Source organism: Bradyrhizobium retamae, assembly GCF_001440415.1.
GTDB classification, from domain to species: domain Bacteria; phylum Pseudomonadota; class Alphaproteobacteria; order Rhizobiales; family Xanthobacteraceae; genus Bradyrhizobium; species Bradyrhizobium retamae.
In genome coordinates this window covers 34,789-51,201 of record NZ_LLYA01000157.1, presented here as the reverse complement: position 1 = coordinate 51,201, position 16,413 = coordinate 34,789, and the positions used below count along the sequence as shown (strand labels likewise).

General features: G+C 62.7%; 12 protein-coding genes. 6 read left to right on the top strand and 6 right to left on the bottom strand.

Annotation, left to right across the window (positions count from 1 at the left end; all coding sequences use genetic code 11):
• The 6 genes from CQ13_RS19520 to CQ13_RS19495 all read right to left on the bottom strand — a co-directional run bounded on the left by CQ13_RS19520 (nucleotide 1) and on the right by CQ13_RS19495 (nucleotide 7,656).
• Entirely contained in the window at nucleotides 1–1,806 is a 1,806-nt protein-coding gene (locus CQ13_RS19520) for a gamma-glutamyltransferase family protein (RefSeq protein WP_057844465.1), read from the bottom strand.
• A 202-nt stretch (nucleotides 1,807–2,008) separates the two neighbouring features.
• Nucleotides 2,009–3,007, bottom strand: a complete 999-nt coding sequence (locus tag CQ13_RS19515) for an ABC transporter ATP-binding protein (RefSeq protein ID WP_057844464.1) — start codon at nucleotides 3,005–3,007, stop codon at nucleotides 2,009–2,011.
• The gene (locus CQ13_RS19510) at nucleotides 3,004–4,002 is read right to left on the bottom strand and encodes an ABC transporter ATP-binding protein (RefSeq protein ID WP_057844463.1); all 999 of its coding nucleotides are present in this window, start codon (nucleotides 4,000–4,002) and stop codon (nucleotides 3,004–3,006) included. Before CQ13_RS19510 ends, CQ13_RS19515 begins: the two co-directional genes overlap by 4 nt.
• Nucleotides 3,999–4,970 (bottom strand): ABC transporter permease, encoded by a 972-nt coding sequence (locus tag CQ13_RS19505; protein WP_057844462.1) that lies wholly within the window; start codon nucleotides 4,968–4,970, stop codon nucleotides 3,999–4,001. The genes CQ13_RS19510 and CQ13_RS19505 overlap by 4 nt, the downstream gene beginning before the upstream one ends.
• Before the next feature lie 11 nt (nucleotides 4,971–4,981).
• Complete coding sequence (locus CQ13_RS19500) at nucleotides 4,982–5,962, bottom strand: ABC transporter permease (protein ID WP_057844461.1); 981 nt, start codon at nucleotides 5,960–5,962, stop codon at nucleotides 4,982–4,984.
• A 104-nt stretch (nucleotides 5,963–6,066) separates the two neighbouring features.
• Nucleotides 6,067–7,656 carry an ABC transporter substrate-binding protein gene (locus tag CQ13_RS19495; RefSeq protein ID WP_057844501.1) on the bottom strand — a complete coding sequence of 530 codons (1,590 nt, stop codon included), beginning with the start codon at nucleotides 7,654–7,656 and terminating at the stop codon, nucleotides 6,067–6,069.
• Between the two features lie 213 nt (nucleotides 7,657–7,869).
• Between CQ13_RS19495 and CQ13_RS19490 the strand changes: the two genes are divergently transcribed.
• The 6 genes from CQ13_RS19490 to CQ13_RS19465 all read left to right on the top strand — a co-directional run bounded on the left by CQ13_RS19490 (nucleotide 7,870) and on the right by CQ13_RS19465 (nucleotide 16,367).
• Nucleotides 7,870–9,123, top strand: coding sequence for an NAD(P)/FAD-dependent oxidoreductase (locus CQ13_RS19490; RefSeq protein WP_057844460.1), 1,254 nt, complete (start codon nucleotides 7,870–7,872; stop codon nucleotides 9,121–9,123).
• A gap of 115 nt (nucleotides 9,124–9,238) precedes the next feature.
• On the top strand, nucleotides 9,239–9,490 hold the full coding sequence (locus CQ13_RS19485; protein ID WP_057844500.1) for a DUF6489 family protein: 252 nt from the start codon (nucleotides 9,239–9,241) through the stop codon (nucleotides 9,488–9,490).
• Nucleotides 9,491–9,558: 68 nt separating this feature from the next.
• The gene (locus CQ13_RS19480; protein WP_245309233.1) at nucleotides 9,559–10,293 is read left to right on the top strand and encodes an esterase/lipase family protein; all 735 of its coding nucleotides are present in this window, start codon (nucleotides 9,559–9,561) and stop codon (nucleotides 10,291–10,293) included.
• A 155-nt stretch (nucleotides 10,294–10,448) separates the two neighbouring features.
• On the top strand, nucleotides 10,449–11,993 hold the full coding sequence (locus CQ13_RS19475) for a WS/DGAT/MGAT family O-acyltransferase (protein WP_057844498.1): 1,545 nt from the start codon (nucleotides 10,449–10,451) through the stop codon (nucleotides 11,991–11,993).
• A gap of 9 nt (nucleotides 11,994–12,002) precedes the next feature.
• The gene (locus CQ13_RS19470; protein WP_057844459.1) at nucleotides 12,003–12,998 is read left to right on the top strand and encodes an alpha/beta fold hydrolase; all 996 of its coding nucleotides are present in this window, start codon (nucleotides 12,003–12,005) and stop codon (nucleotides 12,996–12,998) included.
• A gap of 129 nt (nucleotides 12,999–13,127) precedes the next feature.
• Complete coding sequence (locus tag CQ13_RS19465) at nucleotides 13,128–16,367, top strand: bifunctional cytochrome P450/NADPH--P450 reductase (RefSeq protein ID WP_057844458.1); 3,240 nt, start codon at nucleotides 13,128–13,130, stop codon at nucleotides 16,365–16,367.
• Nucleotides 16,368–16,413: the final 46 nt, after the last annotated feature.

Here is a 16,413-nt window from a genome sequence, read left to right as displayed (position 1 = left end):
CTATCGGCCCGCTGCGTAACCCTGCATGCCCCTCGGATTGGCGGCGGCGCGACGGCGGCGGCCAACTCTGGAGGCCGCGGTGAACCGGCCTTCCGACCATTCGGGACCGACCTCGACGACATGGCCGCGGCTCTTCAGCGTGTCGATAGTCGCGTTCGGTACGCGGCTTTCGAGCACGAGCACGCCGGGACGCGCGGTGCGCGGCCAGAACGAAATCGGAAAATGTTCGGAGTGCCAGGCTGGCGCGTCGATCGCTTCCTGCAGGTTCAGTTTGGCGTGGACATGCCGCAGGAAGAACTGCGTGGTCCATTGATCCTGCTGGTCGCCGCCGGGCGATCCCCAGGCCATGTACGGCTCGCCGTCGCGCAGCGCCATGGTGGGCGAGAGCGTGGTGCGCGGGCGCTTGCCGGGCGCAAGTGCTGCCGGGTGATCTTCCTCCAGCCAGAACATCTGCGCGCGACTGCCGAGGCAGAAGCCGAGTTCGGGAATGACCGGCGAGGATTGCAGCCAGCCGCCGGACGGCGTCGCCGAGACCATGTTGCCGGCTTGGTCGATGATGTCGAAATGCACGGTGTCGCCGCGCACCTCGCCGAACCGGCCGACGGTCGGCTCGCCCGCCCCCATGGCGCCGACCGCCTCGCGATGGCCTTCCGCACGGCGCAGCTTGACGATCGACCCGAAACCTTCGACCGAGCCGGGGATGAAATCGAGCGAGGCCTTATCCCCAGAGATCAGCTTGCGGCGCTCGTCATTGTAGGCGTCCGACAACAGCGTTGCGATCGGGATTTCGGTAAATTTCGGGTCGCCATAAAACTTCTCGCGATCGGCGAAGGCGAGCTTCGCGCATTCGATCTGCAGATGGATGAAGTCGGACCCTGCAGGATCGAGCCCGTCGAGCTCAAATCCCTTGAGCAGGGCGAGTTGCTGCAGCATCACCGGGCCCTGGCTCCAGACGCCGGGCTTGCAGACGGTATAGCGGCCGTAATCATAGGTCAGCGGCGCCTCGACGGTCGGCTGCCAGCGTGCCATGTCGTCGCCACTTAGCACGCCGCGATGCGGTGAGCCGCTGACGTCCATCACTTCCTGCGTGCGGCAGAACTTGTCGATCGCTTCCGCCACAAAACCCTGCGACCAGGACTTTCGCGCGCGCTCGATCTGTGCGATGCGGTCGCCGCCTGCGCTCTCGGCCTCTTTAAGGATGCGGGCGTAGGTTTCGGAGAGTTGCTTGTTGGTGAACAGCGTGCCGGGTTTTGGCACTTCGTTGTTCGGCAGGTAGACCGCTGCCGATGTCGTCCAGTGCTTCCTGAACAACTGCTCGACCACCTGGATCGTTGCGGAAGCGCGCTCGACCAGCGGGTAGCCGTCGCGGGCGTAGGCGATCGCGGGCTCCAGTACATCGCGCAGCCGCATCGTGCCGTAATCGCGCAAGAGCAGCATCCAGGATTCGAACGTGCCGGGCACGCACGCCGCGAGGAGCCCGGTGCCGGGCACCATCTCTAGCCCTTCGCTCTTGTAGTGCGCAATGGTTGCCTTCGCGGGCGCCGGACCCTGGCCGCAGATCACCTCGGTGCGGCCGCGCCTGGTATCATGCACGATGATCGGCACGTCGCCGCCGGGACCGTTCAGGTGCGGCTCCACCACCTGCAGCGTGAAGGCCGTGGCAACGCCGGCATCGAATGCGTTGCCGCCTTTTTCCAGAATGCTCATGCCGACGGCGGTCGCGATCCAGTGCGTCGAGGTCACGACACCGAAGGTGCCTTCGATCTCCGGCCTCGTGGTGAACGGATCAGGATTGATGTTGCTCATTGGAATCCAATGCCGTGCTGGTATCCTGGAGCATGATCCGGAAAAGTGGACACCGGTTTTCCGAAAAGATCATGCTCAAACAAGAAGATGATCGACGAGGATGCTTCAACTCAGTTGAAGCATGCTCTAGTGCGCGCACTTGACCACAGGCGAGGCTGGATGCCAACTGCTGGGATGCCACGCATTGCACCCATCTCCGTGATCATACCGCGGCGGCAGCCTCAACCGGTTGGTTGACGGCGTGGCAGGCAACCCCGTTGATCAGCTCGGGCGCTTGCCGCCGGCACAGATCGAAGGCGAGCGGACAGCGCGGGTTGAAGGCGCAGCCGGGTGGCGGGTCGATCGGATTCGGGATCTCGCCCTTGACCGGAATGCGTTGCCGGCCGGACATCGCGAGATCAGGAACCGCGCCGAGCAGCATTTTGGTGTAGGGCATCCGCGGATTGGCGAACAATTCGCGGCCCTCGGCGATTTCAACAATACGGCCGAGATACATCACGCCGATGCGCGTCGCCATGTGGCGGACCACGGCGAGGTTATGGCTGATGAGGAGATAGGTCAGGCCGAATTTGTCCTGCAGGTCGCGCATCAGATTGAGGATCTGTGCCTGCACCGAGACATCGAGCGCCGAGGTCGGCTCGTCGCAAACAATGAATTCGGCATTTGACGCCAGCGCGCGAGCAATCGCGATGCGCTGGCGCTGCCCGCCGGAGAATTCATGCGGATATTTTAGCCCGTCGTCGGGATGCAGGCCCACGAGATTCAACAATTCGCCGACGCGCAGGCGGATATCGCGCTCGCCCTGGATCAGGTCGAAGGCGCGGATAGGCTCGGAGACGATGGCATCGACCCGGAAGCGGGGATTGAGGCTCGCGTAGGGGTCCTGAAAAATCATCTGGATCCGGCGGCGCAGCCGCTGCCGTGCCTGCGCCTGCCTGGCATTCGTCATCGAGACGTGGTCGATGATGACTTCGCCCGAAGTCGGCGGCAGAAGTCCCACGACCATACGTGCCACGGTGGTCTTTCCCGAGCCGGATTCCCCGACGAGAGCAAAAGTCTCGCCCTTCCTGATGTCGAACGTCACGCCGTCGACGGCTTTCAGGAATTCGGGACGGCCGCCTTCCAGCACGCGGTTGAGCCACGGCTTTGAGACGTCGAACACGCGGCGCAAATTCCTCACATCGACAAAGGGCGGGCTCATGCCGCGGTCTCCTTCGCCGCTTCATGGGGCGCGGTGTCGAAGAGATGGCAGGCCACAGCTTGCGAACCGTGCTTGAGCGGCTCCGGCCGATCGACGCGGCAACGGTCGAATGCAAAGGCGCAACGCGGATTGAACGAGCAGCCCGGCGGGATCGCCGACAGCCGCGGCATCGAGCCGGGAATTTGCACCAGCCGCTTGTCTTCGCCCGCGAGCGTCGGGATCGCGCCCATCAGGCCCCTGGCGTAGGGGTGCAGCGGGTTCTGCACCACATCCTGCACCGGGCCGATCTCGGCGATCCGGCCCGAATACATCACCGCAACCCGGTCGGAAGTCTCGGCGATCACGCCCATATCGTGGGTGACCAGCATCACCGCCGTGCCGTGGTCGCGCCCGAGACGCTTGATCAGCGAGATGATCTGCGCCTGCACGGAAACGTCGAGCGCTGTGGTCGGCTCGTCGGCGATGATCAGTTCCGGCTCGGCACAGATCGCCAGCGCAATCACGACACGCTGGCGCATGCCGCCGGAGAATTCGTGCGGATAGGCGTCGATGCGTTTGTCCGGCGCGGGGATGCCGACCTCAGCCAAGAGATCGATGGCGCGCTTGCGCGCAGCGGTCTCCGACAGATTCATGTGGGTTCGGATAGTCTCTACGATCTGGTCGCCGATCCGGTAGAGCGGATTGAGGCTTGTCAGCGGATCCTGAAAGATCATCCCGATCCGTTTGCCCCGGATACGGCGGATTTCTTCCGGCGGCAGATGATCGATCCGCGTTCCCGACAGATAGATCTCGCCGCCCGAAATGCGGCCGGGAGGATCGATCAGCCCGATCACGGCTAGTCCCGTGACCGATTTGCCGGCGCCGGATTCGCCGACCACGCCGAGCACTTCGCCCTTGGCGATGTCGAAGGAAACGCCGTTGATCGCGCGCAGCGTGCTGCGGCGGGTGATGAATTCCACCTCGAGGTTACGCACGGAGAGGACGGGAACGGTCATCGGAGTTTCGGATTGAGCGCGTCGCGCAGCCAGTCGCCGAGCAGGTTGATGGAGAGGATCAGCCCCGCCAGCGCGATGCCGGGAAAGGCGACGATCCACCATTCGCCGGCGAACAGATAGTTGTTGCCGATCCGGATCAGCGTGCCGAGCGAGGGCATGGTGTCGGGCATGCCGGCGCCCAGGAACGACAGCGTTGCCTCGGTGATGATGGCGAGCGCGAGGTTGATGGTCGCAATCACGAGAATCGGGCCCATGGTGTTGGGCAGCACGTGGCGTAGCATGATCTTCGGCGCGGGAAGGCCGATCAGTTGCGCGGCCGCGACATAGTCCTTGTTCTTCTCAACCATGACCGAGCCGCGCACGGTGCGGGCATATTGCACCCAGAAACTGAGACCGATCGCGACTACCAGAACCGCCAGCGTGCTCACGGCGTCGAGCCGGTTGTTGAACACCGATTTGGCGACGCCGTTGACCAAAAGCGCGATCAGGATGGCCGGGAAGGTGAGCTGCACGTCGGCGATGCGCATGATCAGCCCGTCGACCGCGCCACCGACATAGCCTGCAATGAGGCCAAGCGTGATCCCGAGCGTGCCGGCGAAGATAACGCCGAGCACGCCGACGACGAGCGAAATCCGCAAGCCGTAAAGGATCGCAGAAAACACGTCGCGGCCCTGTTCATCGGTGCCGAGCAGGAACGGGCTCTGGCCTTCGGCGGTCCACAGCGGCGAGATCCGCGAATTCATCAATTGCAGTTGCGCCGGATCGAACGGGTTCTGCACCGCCAGTTGCGATGCAAAGATCGCCAGCAGGAAGAACAGGACCGTTACCGCCGCCGCCACCATCGTCATCCGGGAGCGGCGGAACGAGTAGAAGATGTCGCTGTCGAACACGCGCTTCAGCCAGCTCGCGTTGGAGCGTGCCCGCTGCGGGCTCGACTCTATTCGGTGTGGTACTACGGCGTCAGACATATCAGTCTCACTCATGCCGGACGGCGGATGGTCGAGCGCAGGCGCGGATCGACGACGGTGTAGAGGATATCGACCACCAGATTAATGGTAACGAAGATCAGCGACACCATCAGCAGGTAGGCGGCCATGATCGGGATATCGACATTTTGCACGGCCTGCACGAACAACAATCCCATGCCCGGCCACTGGAAGACGGTTTCGGTGATGATGGCAAATGCAATTACCGAGCCAAACTGCAAGCCGGCGACGGTGATGACGGGAACCAGCGTGTTCTTCAGCGCGTGGCCGAAATGGATCGCGCGCGTGGTCAGGCCGCGGGCGCGGGCGAAGCGGATGTAGTCGGTGCGGAGCACTTCGAGCATTTCAGCGCGCACCAGCCGCATGATCAGGGTCATCTGGAACAGGCCAAGCGTAATCGATGGCATGATCAGCGCCTTCAGGCCGGAAAGCGTAAGCAGGCCGGTGGTCCACCAGCCGATCCGCACCACGTCGCCGCGGCCGAATGAAGGCAGCCAACCCAGCGTCACCGAGAAGAGATAGATCAGGAGGATGCCGATCAGGAAGGTCGGCAGCGAGATTCCGATCAGCGACACCGCCTGGAAGAACTTTGTCAGAATCGTATCGCGCCGCAGTGCCGAATAGACCCCCATCAGGATGCCGAACACCATGGCGAGAACGGTGGCGCAGGCGGCAAGCTCCAGCGTCGCCGGCATTCGTTCCATCAACAGGTTCGAAACCGGCTGACGGAACTGATAGGAGACCCCGAACTTGAATTGCGCGGCATTGGCGAAATAGCGTGCGAACTGCACCGGCACGGGATCGTCGAGCCCGAGCGACTTGCGGACCGCCTCGCGTTCGGCGGCCGGCGTGTCCAACGAGACGATCTGGTTGACGGGATCGCCGGCGAAACGGAACATCGAGAACGCGATCACGCCGACTGCGATCATGACGCCGATGGCCTGGATTGCGCGGCGAAGAGTGAAAGCGAGCATGTATTCCTTTCACTGCTCTCTTGGTGCGGCGGCGGACGTCGCAGTCGCCTGGAAACGAAAAGTCCCGGAAGCACCAAGCCGCCGGGACCTCGTTTGACGCCCAACTAGTCCTGTTTGGTCGCCCAGTACAGCAGAACCTGATTGTCGGCGCGCTGCGTCAGCTTCACCTTTTTCGACACACCCCAGGCCAGCGCCTGCTGATGCAGCGGGATATAACCGAAATCCTTGTCGAGGATCTGGTAAGCGCGCTTGATCAACTGATCGCGCTTGGTGGTGTCGGCTTCCTGCAATATCTTGTCGGTGAGGGCGTCGATTTCCTTGTTGCAATACCCGCTGAGATTGTTCTCTCCGCGCGAACTCTTGGGATCGTCGCGACAGCCGATAACGTCGTAGAGCACGTTATGGGAATCGAGAGTTCCGGGAGTCCAGCCCAACAGAAAGAACGACGTCTGATAGCCGCCCGCCTTGAGAACCTTGGCGAAGTACTGCGCCTTGGGTTGCGCGAGGAGGTCAACCTTGACGCCGATCCTGGCCAGCATGCTGACCACCGCCTGGCAGATCGGGGCGTCATTGACGTAACGGTCGTTGGGGCAATCCAGGGTGACTTCGAAACCGTCGGGGTAGCCAGCCTCCGCCAGCAGCTTCTTGGCCGCATCCGGATCGGCTTTCGGCCGCGTGAAATCCTTTGACAGCGCAAATAATTGCGGTGCGATCATCAGCGCCGATGGCGTGGAAAGTCCGCGCATCACCCGGGTCTTGATCAGCTCGACATCGATTGCCTTGTAGAAGGCCTCGCGAACGCGAACGTCCTTGAAGGGGTTCTTGCCCTTGATGTTGGAATACAGCAATTCATCGCGAAGCGTGTCCATGCCGAGAAAGATGGTGCGAAGTTCCGGTCCCTTCAGCACCTGGGCGTTGGGGCTGGAATCCACGCGTGTGATATCCTGGATCGGAACCGGCTCGATGACATCGACTTCGCCCGACAGGAGGGCGGCCACGCGCGTGGCGGCGGAGCCGATCGGCGTGAAGACGATCTCTTTCAGATTGTGCTCGGGCTCGCGCCACCAGTTCGGATTTGGCTTGAACACCGTTTTCACCCCGGGCTGATGGCTCTCGATGATGAAGGGACCGGTGCCATTAGCGTTAAGCGAGGCAAAACTCGGCGAAGTTGCGGCCACTGGAGTCGGGGCGATCGAGTTGTTCGCCTCGGCCCATTTCTTGTCCATGATGTACCAGGTATCCCATTGCGAATGCAGAATGGGATTTGGCGAGGTCAGGATGAAATCCACGGTGTAGTCGTCGACCTTGACGACCTTGGCATCGGATGGAATGCGGGTGGGAAGGTTCGAGCCCTTGGCACGAACGCGCTCTGCCGAGAAAACGACATCGTCGGCAGTGAAGGGGTCGCCGTTGTGGAATTTGACGCCCTTGCGTAGATGAAAGCGCCAACGGGTCGGTTCTGGGGTTTCCCAGCTTTCCGCCAGGGCGGGGACGATTTTCAGGTCCTTGTCGCGAGCGATCAGACCCTCATAGGCATGGCCGAGATGGGCGTGGGTGGTGGTTTCGTTCAGTGTATAGGGGTCGAGCGATTTGAGGTCGCCCTGGTTCGCATAGCGCAGGGTCTGGGCCGATGCCGGCGCCATTGCCAGGATGGAAGCCGTGGCCGCTGCAAGCAAAGTCTGACGTATCGACATTTGTTCGATTTCCCCGCTTTTGATCAGCAATTTCCGCCGGATATTGCCGAGCCATGTTGCCAGAGTCCAGCCACCGCGCAAGCTTCATTATCCCGCACTGCGTGCCGGTTTGCGCGGCGGTGCGGCAATGACTAGTCTCACCTTTAAGACAATGACTAGTCTCACCTTAAGATGTATGCGCAAGCACGTTACATTGAACTTTCGGAGTGCCGGATGGCGGAACTGAAGGCCGACGTTCTCGTCCTGGGTGCGGGCATGGTCGGCGTCAGCGCCGCTTTGCACCTGCAAAAACGCGGCCGGAACGTGGTTCTGATCGACCGCCATGATACCGCCGGCGAAGAAACCAGTTACGGCAATGGCGGGCTGATCGAATGCGCCTCGGTCTTTCCCTATATGTTTCCGCGCGACGTGGGCCAGATCCTGCGCTACGCGTTTCTTCGCGCGCCGCAGGTGCGTTACCATTTCAGGGATTTGCCGGTCTTCCTGCCGTGGCTGGCCCGGTATTTTCTCGCCTCCTCACCGGAGCGTGCACAGCACAGCGCAATGGCCGAGTTACCGCTGATCCAGCGCAGTCTGATCGAGCATGAGGCGCTGATTGCGGAAGCCAATGTGCCGGAGCTGTTGCGGCGGACCGGCTGGATCAAGCTGTTTCGTTCCGAGACGACCCTTGCGGATGCGGTGCAGGATCTCAAGCGCGCAGGCCGGCATGGCGTCGTGGGCGAGGTGCTGGATCGGCCTGCGATCATCGCGCGCGAGCCGCATCTGACCGGCGATTTCAGCGGCGCGATCCATTTTCCCGCGCCGGGATTTGTGCCCGATCCCGGTGGGTTGGCCAAGGCCTATGCGGCGCTGTTCGGCCGCAAGGGCGGGCGCTATCTGGTCGGCGACGCCCGAACGCTCGAACAGGCTGGCGGACGGTGGCGAGTGGCGACGCTGGAAGGCACCATTACGGCGCGCGAAGTGGTGGTGGCGATGGGGCCGTGGTCCGACCAGATCCTGGCGCCACTCGGCTATTCGATCCCGCTTCAGGTCAAGCGTGGTTACCATTTGCATCTCAAGCCGCGTGGCAACGCGGTCTTGAACCATCCCGTACTGGACACCGATCTCGGCTATCTCCTGGCGCCGATGAACCGCGGCGTTCGGCTCACGACCGGCGCCGAGTTCGCCCACCGTGATGCACCACCAACACCGATCCAGGTCGAGCGGGCCCTGCCGCGGGCGCACAGACTGTTCCCGCTCGGCGAACCGGTGGACACCAAGCCCTGGATGGGTGCGCGGCCCTGCCTGCCGGATATGCTGCCGGTCATCGGCAAGGCTCCCCGCCATGGCGGGCTATGGTTCGATTTCGGCCACCAGCACCACGGCCTGACGCTCGGACCCGCGACCGGCCGCCTGCTGGCCGAAATGATGACCGGCGAGACGCCGTTTGCCGATGTCAGGCCGTTTGCCATCGAACGCTTTGGTTGACCATATCGGGAGTTGACCATATCGGGAATTGAGGGGGCCGGGGACCGGGTCTTGTCCTTGCGTGACGCGGGTCATCGTGGCGATACTGCACCAAGGGCAGAAAAAAGGAGCGGTCATGAAGGTTAACGTGGAAATAGATTGCACGCCGCTGGAGGCCCGTCAGTTCTTCGGATTGCCCGACGTCTCGCCGATGCAGATCGCCGTGATGGACAAGATGCAGCAGCAGGTGATGGCCAACATCGAAAAGGTGTCGCCGGAATCGCTGATCCAAAGTTGGTTCACGTTCGATCCTAAGATCGCCGAGCGATTCCAGGATATGTTCGTGACCATGGCCGGGCTCGGCGGCATGGCCAAGAAGGACAAGTGAGAGTGGCGATCGCGGAAAGCGGCGCAGCAACGGAAGAGCAGCGGCTTCGGCCGCCAAGTCTGCTTCTGATGCTGGCCGAGACGCGGGCGCTGTTCGAACTGAATTCGAGCCTGTTACTGTCGCCGCTCTTGTTGCGTGCGCCGAGGGGCGACGGGCATCCGGTGCTGGCGCTGCCGGGATTTCTCGCCAGTGATCTATCGATGGCGCCGATGCGGCGCTATCTGAAAGAACTCGGCTACGACACCTATGCCTGGGACATGGGCCGCAATTTCGGCGGCATCGCTTCCAAGCGTGGAGCACTGCAAGCTCTGCTGAGGCGCATCTATGGAGCCACTCGCCGCAAGGTCAGTCTGGTCGGCTGGAGTCTCGGCGGCGTCTATGCGCGCGATCTCGCACTGCAGATGCCGGGCATGGTGCGTTCAGTGATCACGCTCGGCAGCCCGTTTGCCAGCGACATCCGCGCGACCAACGCCACGCGGCTCTATGAGCTGCTGTCGGGAGAAACCGTCGACGACAATCCGGAAATCCGCCTGGCCATCGCCGGTGACCTGCCGGTGCCGGCGACCTCGATCTATTCCCGCACCGACGGCATCGTGAACTGGCACACCAGCCTATTGCACCCCTCCGCAACCGCCGAAAACATCGAGGTCTACCTTGCCAGCCATATCGGGCTCGGCGTCAACCCCGCAGCGTTGTGGGCAGTAGCCGACCGCTTGGCGCAGGCGGAGGGCGAGTTTAAGCATTTTGACCGATCAGGACCATTTGCCATTGCCTATGGGCCCCCCGAAAATGCACAATCCTGAATCCACGCCCTGAGCTAAGGGCATGATCGCGAAAGATCCCGTTCTGCAATTGGTGCGGGATGGCTGCCGGTTTTCGGATATGCTCCAATAATAAAGACATTCCAGACGCCAGAAGCGCCGCCAAGGCGCCGCGTTTTCTACTGCGGGAGGAAAATATGGCGGACGCCAAGAAGCTGTCTTCGCTGGACGCTTCGTTTTTGTATCTGGAAACACCGGAAATGCCGATGCATGTCGGCAGCATGGCGATCTTCCGCCTGCCCGAAGGCTACAAGGGCGACTTCTTCGAAGAGTTCAAGGCGATGATCGCCTCGCGGCTGCACATCGCGCCGATTCTGAAAGCCCGCTTGGAGAAGGCGCCTCTCGACATCGATCATCCGTCCTGGGTCGAGGACGACCAGTTCGACATCGACCGCCACATCTTCCGCGCCAGCCTGCCGGCGCCGCGCGATCGTGCGACGCTGGAGCGCATCGTCGGCTGGATGCATGCCAAGCTGCTCAACCGCGCCCGCCCGCTCTGGGAGTTCTATGTCTTCGAAGGCATGAAGGATAACGAGATCGGGCTTTACTCCAAGATGCATCATGCCTGCATCGATGGCGGCGCCGGCGCCGCGCTCACCAGCATGATCTACGACATCACCCCGGTGCCGCGTCAGGTCGATCCGCCGACGGCGCGCAAGGTGGCGCCGGAGCCGCGCGACATCGCTGCCAACCTGATCGATTCCTACCAGCAGCTCTGGACCCAGCCGTTCGATCCGAAGGCGGCGCCGAAGAGCCTCGAGCTGCCGCGCTCGGGAAAAAGCGATCTTGGATCGATCCTGTTCGACAACGCCATGTTCCAGATCGAGAGTGCGGTGAAATTCGCCAGCAGCATTCCGACAATGCTCAAGAGCGTGTCCGATGTGGTCGGCAAGGTTTCGGATCCGAAGTCGCGTGACAGCCTGGCCAGCATGGCCTCGCCGCCGACCATCCTCAACAAGACGATCTCGTCGGAGCGCAGCTTCGCCGGCACCTCGATCTCGCTGTCGCGCGCCAAGGCGCTGGCAAAGACGTCCGGCGGCAAGCTCAACGACGTCGTGCTGGCGCTGTCGTCAGGCGTGGTGCGCCGCTACCTGATAAGCCAGGGCGCGCTGCCCAACAAATCCCTGACCGCAGCGGTGCCGATCTCGCTGCGCGAGGAGGGCAACGCCGATGCCAACAACCAGGTGTTCGGCATGATCTGCGCGATCGCCACCAATGTCGACGATCCCAAGACGCGGCTGGAAACCATCATCGCGCAATCCACCAAGTCGAAGGAGATGTCGCATCCGCTGCGGGCGCTGATGCCGCAAGTCTCCAATCTTTCGATGCTGGGCGCGCCGATCGTGACCCAGATCCTTGCGTTACTCTACAGCCGCTCCAACCTCTCCGACGTGCTGCCACCGGCGGCCAACATCACCGTATCAAACGTGCCCGGTCCGCGGCAGACGCTGTATGCCGCCGGCGCCGAGCTGCTGCACATCTTCCCGGTGTCGATCTCGACGCATGGCATCGCGCTCAACATCACCGTGCAGAGCTACCGCGACCAGCTCGATTTCGGTTTCATCGCCGGCGCCAACATCATTCCGCATGTCCACATTCTCTGCGACATGCTTCCGGTCGAATTTGAAGCGCTGGAGGCGGCGTTCGCGCCGCCGCCGAGCATGACCCGCGCCGCTGAATAGGGGGCTGACATGATTGAAATGCCGCCGCTACAATTCGCCGAGGTGAACGGTATTCGCATGGGCTATTACGAGGCGGGGCCGAAGTCCGACAAGCCGCCGGTCATTCTCTGCCATGGCTGGCCAGAGATCGCGTTCTCCTGGCGGCACCAGATCAGGGCGCTCAGCGAGGGCGGCATCCGGGTGATTGCGCCGGATCAGCGCGGCTATGGCGCGACCGACCGCCCCGAGCCGGTCGAGGATTACGACATGGAGCATCTGACCGGCGATCTCGTCGGTCTGCTCGATCATCTCCAGATCGACAAGGCGATCTTCGTCGGCCACGACTGGGGCGGCTTCGTCGTCTGGCAGATGCCACTGCGTCATCTTAGTCGCGTCGCCGGCGTCGTCGGCGTCAACACCCCGCATTGGGATCGCATGCCGGCCGATCCGATCGAGCTGTTTCGGCAGCGCTTCGGCGACAAGATGTACATCGTGCAATTCCAGGATCCTGGCCGCGAGCCGGACAGGATTTTCGGCAGCCGGGTCGAGCAGACCTTTGACGCATTCATGCGCAAGCCGGTGGCGCGACCCCCGGGTGCGCCGGAGGAGCAGCCGATTGCGGGTGTCGGCGCATCAGCGCGACTCAATCTGGCGTTTCCGCAGATGATCGCGAATTACGATGCCAAACACGATCCGCGCACGCCGATCCTGTCACCGGAAGAAAAGCAGGTGTTCGTCGATACCTTCACCAAGACCGGCTTCACCGGCGGCATCAACTGGTACCGCAATTTTTCCCGCAACTGGCAGCGCTCGGAAGGGCTCGACCATACCGTCCGCGTGCCGTCGCTGATGATCATGGCCGAGAACGACGCGGTGCTGCCGCCGTCGGCGGCCGAGGGCATGGAGAAGCTGGTACCGGACCTCGAGAAATATCTCGTGCGCGATAGCGGCCATTGGACCCAGCAGGAAAAGCCGGACGAGGTCAGCGCCAAGCTGATCGAGTGGCGCAGAAAAAGATTTGGATAGGTCCGCATAACGAGCCATCATTGCGAGGAGCGCAGCGACGAAGCAATCCATTCTTCGTTTTGCCGAGCGATGGATTGCTTCGCTTCGTTCGAAATGACGGTTGAGTCAGGCAGGGGAGACACTTCGACAATGGCGTCCAGCAATAAACTCAGTCCGATACCGCATCCGCCGAAGAAGCCCGTCGTCGGCAACATGCTGTCGCTGGACCCGAACGCGCCGGTGCAGCATCTGGTCAAGCTGTCCAAGGAGCTCGGGCCGATCTTCTGGCTCGACATGATGGGTGCGCCGATCGTGATTGTCTCCGGCCACGATCTGATCGATGAACTCTCCGACGAGAAGCGTTTCGACAAGACGGTGCGCGGCTCGCTGCGCCGCGTCCGCGCCGTCGGCGGCGACGGGCTGTTCACGGCCGATACGACAGAGCCGAACTGGAGCAAGGCGCACAACATCCTGCTGCAACCGTTCGGCAACCGCGCGATGCAAGCCTATCACCCGAGCATGGTCGATATCGCCGAGCAACTCGTGAAGAAATGGGAGCGGCTCAACGCCGACGAGGAGATCGACGTCGTGCACGACATGACGGCGCTCACGCTCGACACCATCGGTCTCTGTGGTTTCGACTACCGTTTCAATTCATTCTACCGCCGCGACTATCACCCGTTCGTGGAGTCGCTGGTGCGCTCGCTCGAGACCATCATGATGACCCGCGGTCTTCCGCTGGAAAATCTGTGGATGCAGAAGCGGCGCAAGACGCTGGCCCAGGACGTCGCCTTCATGAACAAGATGGTAGACGAGATCATCGCCGAGCGCCGCGGCAATGCGGAAGCCGCCGAAGGCAAGAAGGACATGCTGGGCGCGATGATGACCGGCATCGACCGCTCGACCGGCGAGCAGCTCGACGACATCAACATCCGCTACCAGATCAACACCTTCCTGATTGCGGGCCACGAGACCACAAGCGGACTTCTCTCGTGCACCATCTACGCGCTGCTCAAGCATCCGGAAGTGCTGAAGAAGGCCTACGAGGAAGTCGACCGGGTGCTCGGGCCCGATATCAACGCCAGGCCGACCTATCAGCAGGTCACTCAGCTCACCTACATCACGCAGATCCTGAAGGAAGCGCTGCGGATGTGGCCGCCCGCGCCCGCCTACGGCATTACGCCGCTTCAGGACGAGGCCATCGGCGGTGGCAAGTATAAGCTGAAGAAGAACACGTTCATCACCGTTTTGGTTATGGCGCTGCACCGCGACCCCAGCGTCTGGGGACCCAACCCGGACGTCTTCGATCCCGAGAATTTCAGCCGCGAGGCCGAGGCCACGCGTCCGATCAATGCCTGGAAACCGTTCGGCAACGGCCAGCGCGCCTGCATCGGTCGCGGTTTTGCGATGCACGAGGCGGCGCTGGCGATCGGCATGATCCTGCAGCGCTTCAAGCTGATCGACGTGCATCGCTACCAGATGCACCTGAAGGAAACGCTGACCGTCAAGCCGGACGGTTTCAAAATCAAGGTGCGCCCGCGCGCGGACAAGGACCGTGGCGCGTTTGCCGGCCGCACCGCTATCGCGGCCGCCGCCTCAAACGCGGCGGCGCCACAGGCGCGGACCCGTCCGGGCCACAACACGCCGCTGTTGGTGCTCTATGGCTCAAACCTCGGAACCGCGGAAGAGCTGGCGACGCGGGTGGCTGACCTCGCCGAGGTCAATGGCTTCGCCACAAAACTCGGCGCGCTTGACGATTACGTCGGCAAACTGCCGGAGCAGGGCGCGCTGATGATCTTTTGCGCTTCCTACAATGGCGCAGCCCCCGACAACGCCACGCAGTTCGTCAAATGGCTGGACAGCGGCCTGCCAAGCGACGCCTTCGCCAAAGTGCGATACGCCGTGTTCGGCTGCGGCAACAGCGACTGGGCTGCGACCTATCAATCCGTGCCGCGCATGATCGACGAGCAGTTGACGGCGCACGGCGCGCGCAGCCTCTACAGCCGCGGCGAGGGCGATGCCCGCAGCGATCTCGACGGCCAGTTCGAAAAATGGTTCGCGGCGGCAGCACCCGCGGCCATGAAGGAGCTGGGCGTCGATTCCGGTTTCGCCCGCAGCGCCGACGACGCGCCGCTTTATTCGATCGAGCCGGTGGCGCCATCGGCCGTTCACACCATCGTCGCGCAGGGCGGCGTCGCGCCGATGAAGGTGCTGGTGAATTCCGAACTGCAGAACAAGGCCGGCGCCAGTCCTTCCGACCGCTCGACGTGCCACATCGAGGTGGAATTGCCGCCCGGCATCGCCTACCGCGTCGGTGACCACCTCAGCGTGGTGCCGCGCAACGATCCGGCACTGGTGGATTCCGTCGCGCGCCGTTTTGGTTTCCTGCCCGCCGACCAGATCCGGCTGCACGTCGCGGAGGGCCGCCGCGCGCAATTGCCGGTCGGCGATGCCGTGTCGGTCGGGAGGTTGCTGACCGAGTTCGTCGAGTTGCAGCAGATCGCGACCCGCAAGCAAATCCAGATCATGTCGGAACACACGCGCTGTCCCGTCACCAAGCCGAAGCTGCTCGGCTATGTCGGCGACGACGATGCTTCCACCGAGCGTTACCGATCGGACGTGCTGGCCAGGCGCAAATCGGTGTTCGATCTCTTGGAAGAGCATCCGGCCTGCGAACTGCCATTCCACGCCTATCTGGAAATGCTGTCGCTCTTGGCGCCTCGCTATTATTCGATCTCATCGTCGCCTTCGACCGATCCGTCGCGCTGCAGCGTCACCGTCGCCGTGGTGGAATCGCCCGCGAGTTCGGGGCGCGGCGTCTACAAAGGCGTCTGCTCGAACTATCTCGCCGGACGCCGCGTTGGCGATACCGTGCATGCGACCATACGCGAGACCAAGGCCGGCTTCCGGCTGCCGGACGATCCGGCCCAACCCGTGATCATGATCGGTCCCGGTACGGGGCTAGCGCCGTTCCGCGGTTTCCTGCAGGAGCGCGCGCACCGCAAGGCGCAGGGCGCAAAGCTCGGCCCGGCGATACTGTTCTTCGGCTGCCGCCATCCCGAACAGGATTTTCTCTATGCCACGGAGTTGAAGGCCTTCGCGATCAACGGCATCACTGAGCTGCACACCGCCTTCTCGCGCGCCGACGGGCCGAAGACCTATGTGCAGCATCAGGTGGCGGCGCAAAAGGACCGCGTCTGGAACCTGATCGAGCAGGGCGCGATCATCTATGTCTGCGGCGATGGCGGCAAGATGGAGCCAGATGTCAAGGCCGCGCTGGTTGCGATCTATCGCGAAAAGTCCGGCGCCGACGCCGATGCCGGCCTGCGCTGGATCGACGATCTCGGCACCAAGAACCGCTACGTGCTGGACGTCTGGGCGGGCGGATAAACCGTTGTCCGTGCGAACGCAGGGACGACGACTATTGAGACAGCAT

Bases quoted from the DNA above. Each gene is read 5' to 3' on its own strand.
- CQ13_RS19480 (WP_245309233.1), top strand. From the start codon at position 9,559: ATGCTGGCCGAGACGCGGGCGCTGTTCGAACTGAATTCGAGCCTGTTA.
- CQ13_RS19490 (WP_057844460.1), top strand. From the start codon at position 7,870: ATGGCGGAACTGAAGGCCGACGTTCTCGTCCTGGGTGCGGGCATGGTC.
- CQ13_RS19475 (WP_057844498.1), top strand. From the start codon at position 10,449: ATGGCGGACGCCAAGAAGCTGTCTTCGCTGGACGCTTCGTTTTTGTAT.
- CQ13_RS19520 (WP_057844465.1), bottom strand. From the start codon at position 1,806: ATGAGCAACATCAATCCTGATCCGTTCACCACGAGGCCGGAGATCGAA.
- CQ13_RS19470 (WP_057844459.1), top strand. From the start codon at position 12,003: ATGATTGAAATGCCGCCGCTACAATTCGCCGAGGTGAACGGTATTCGC.
- CQ13_RS19495 (WP_057844501.1), bottom strand. From the start codon at position 7,656: ATGTCGATACGTCAGACTTTGCTTGCAGCGGCCACGGCTTCCATCCTG.
- CQ13_RS19515 (WP_057844464.1), bottom strand. From the start codon at position 3,007: ATGAGCCCGCCCTTTGTCGATGTGAGGAATTTGCGCCGCGTGTTCGAC.
- CQ13_RS19465 (WP_057844458.1), top strand. From the start codon at position 13,128: ATGGCGTCCAGCAATAAACTCAGTCCGATACCGCATCCGCCGAAGAAG.
- CQ13_RS19510 (WP_057844463.1), bottom strand. From the start codon at position 4,002: ATGACCGTTCCCGTCCTCTCCGTGCGTAACCTCGAGGTGGAATTCATC.
- CQ13_RS19485 (WP_057844500.1), top strand. From the start codon at position 9,239: ATGAAGGTTAACGTGGAAATAGATTGCACGCCGCTGGAGGCCCGTCAG.
- CQ13_RS19500 (WP_057844461.1), bottom strand. From the start codon at position 5,962: ATGCTCGCTTTCACTCTTCGCCGCGCAATCCAGGCCATCGGCGTCATG.
- CQ13_RS19505 (WP_057844462.1), bottom strand. From the start codon at position 4,970: ATGTCTGACGCCGTAGTACCACACCGAATAGAGTCGAGCCCGCAGCGG.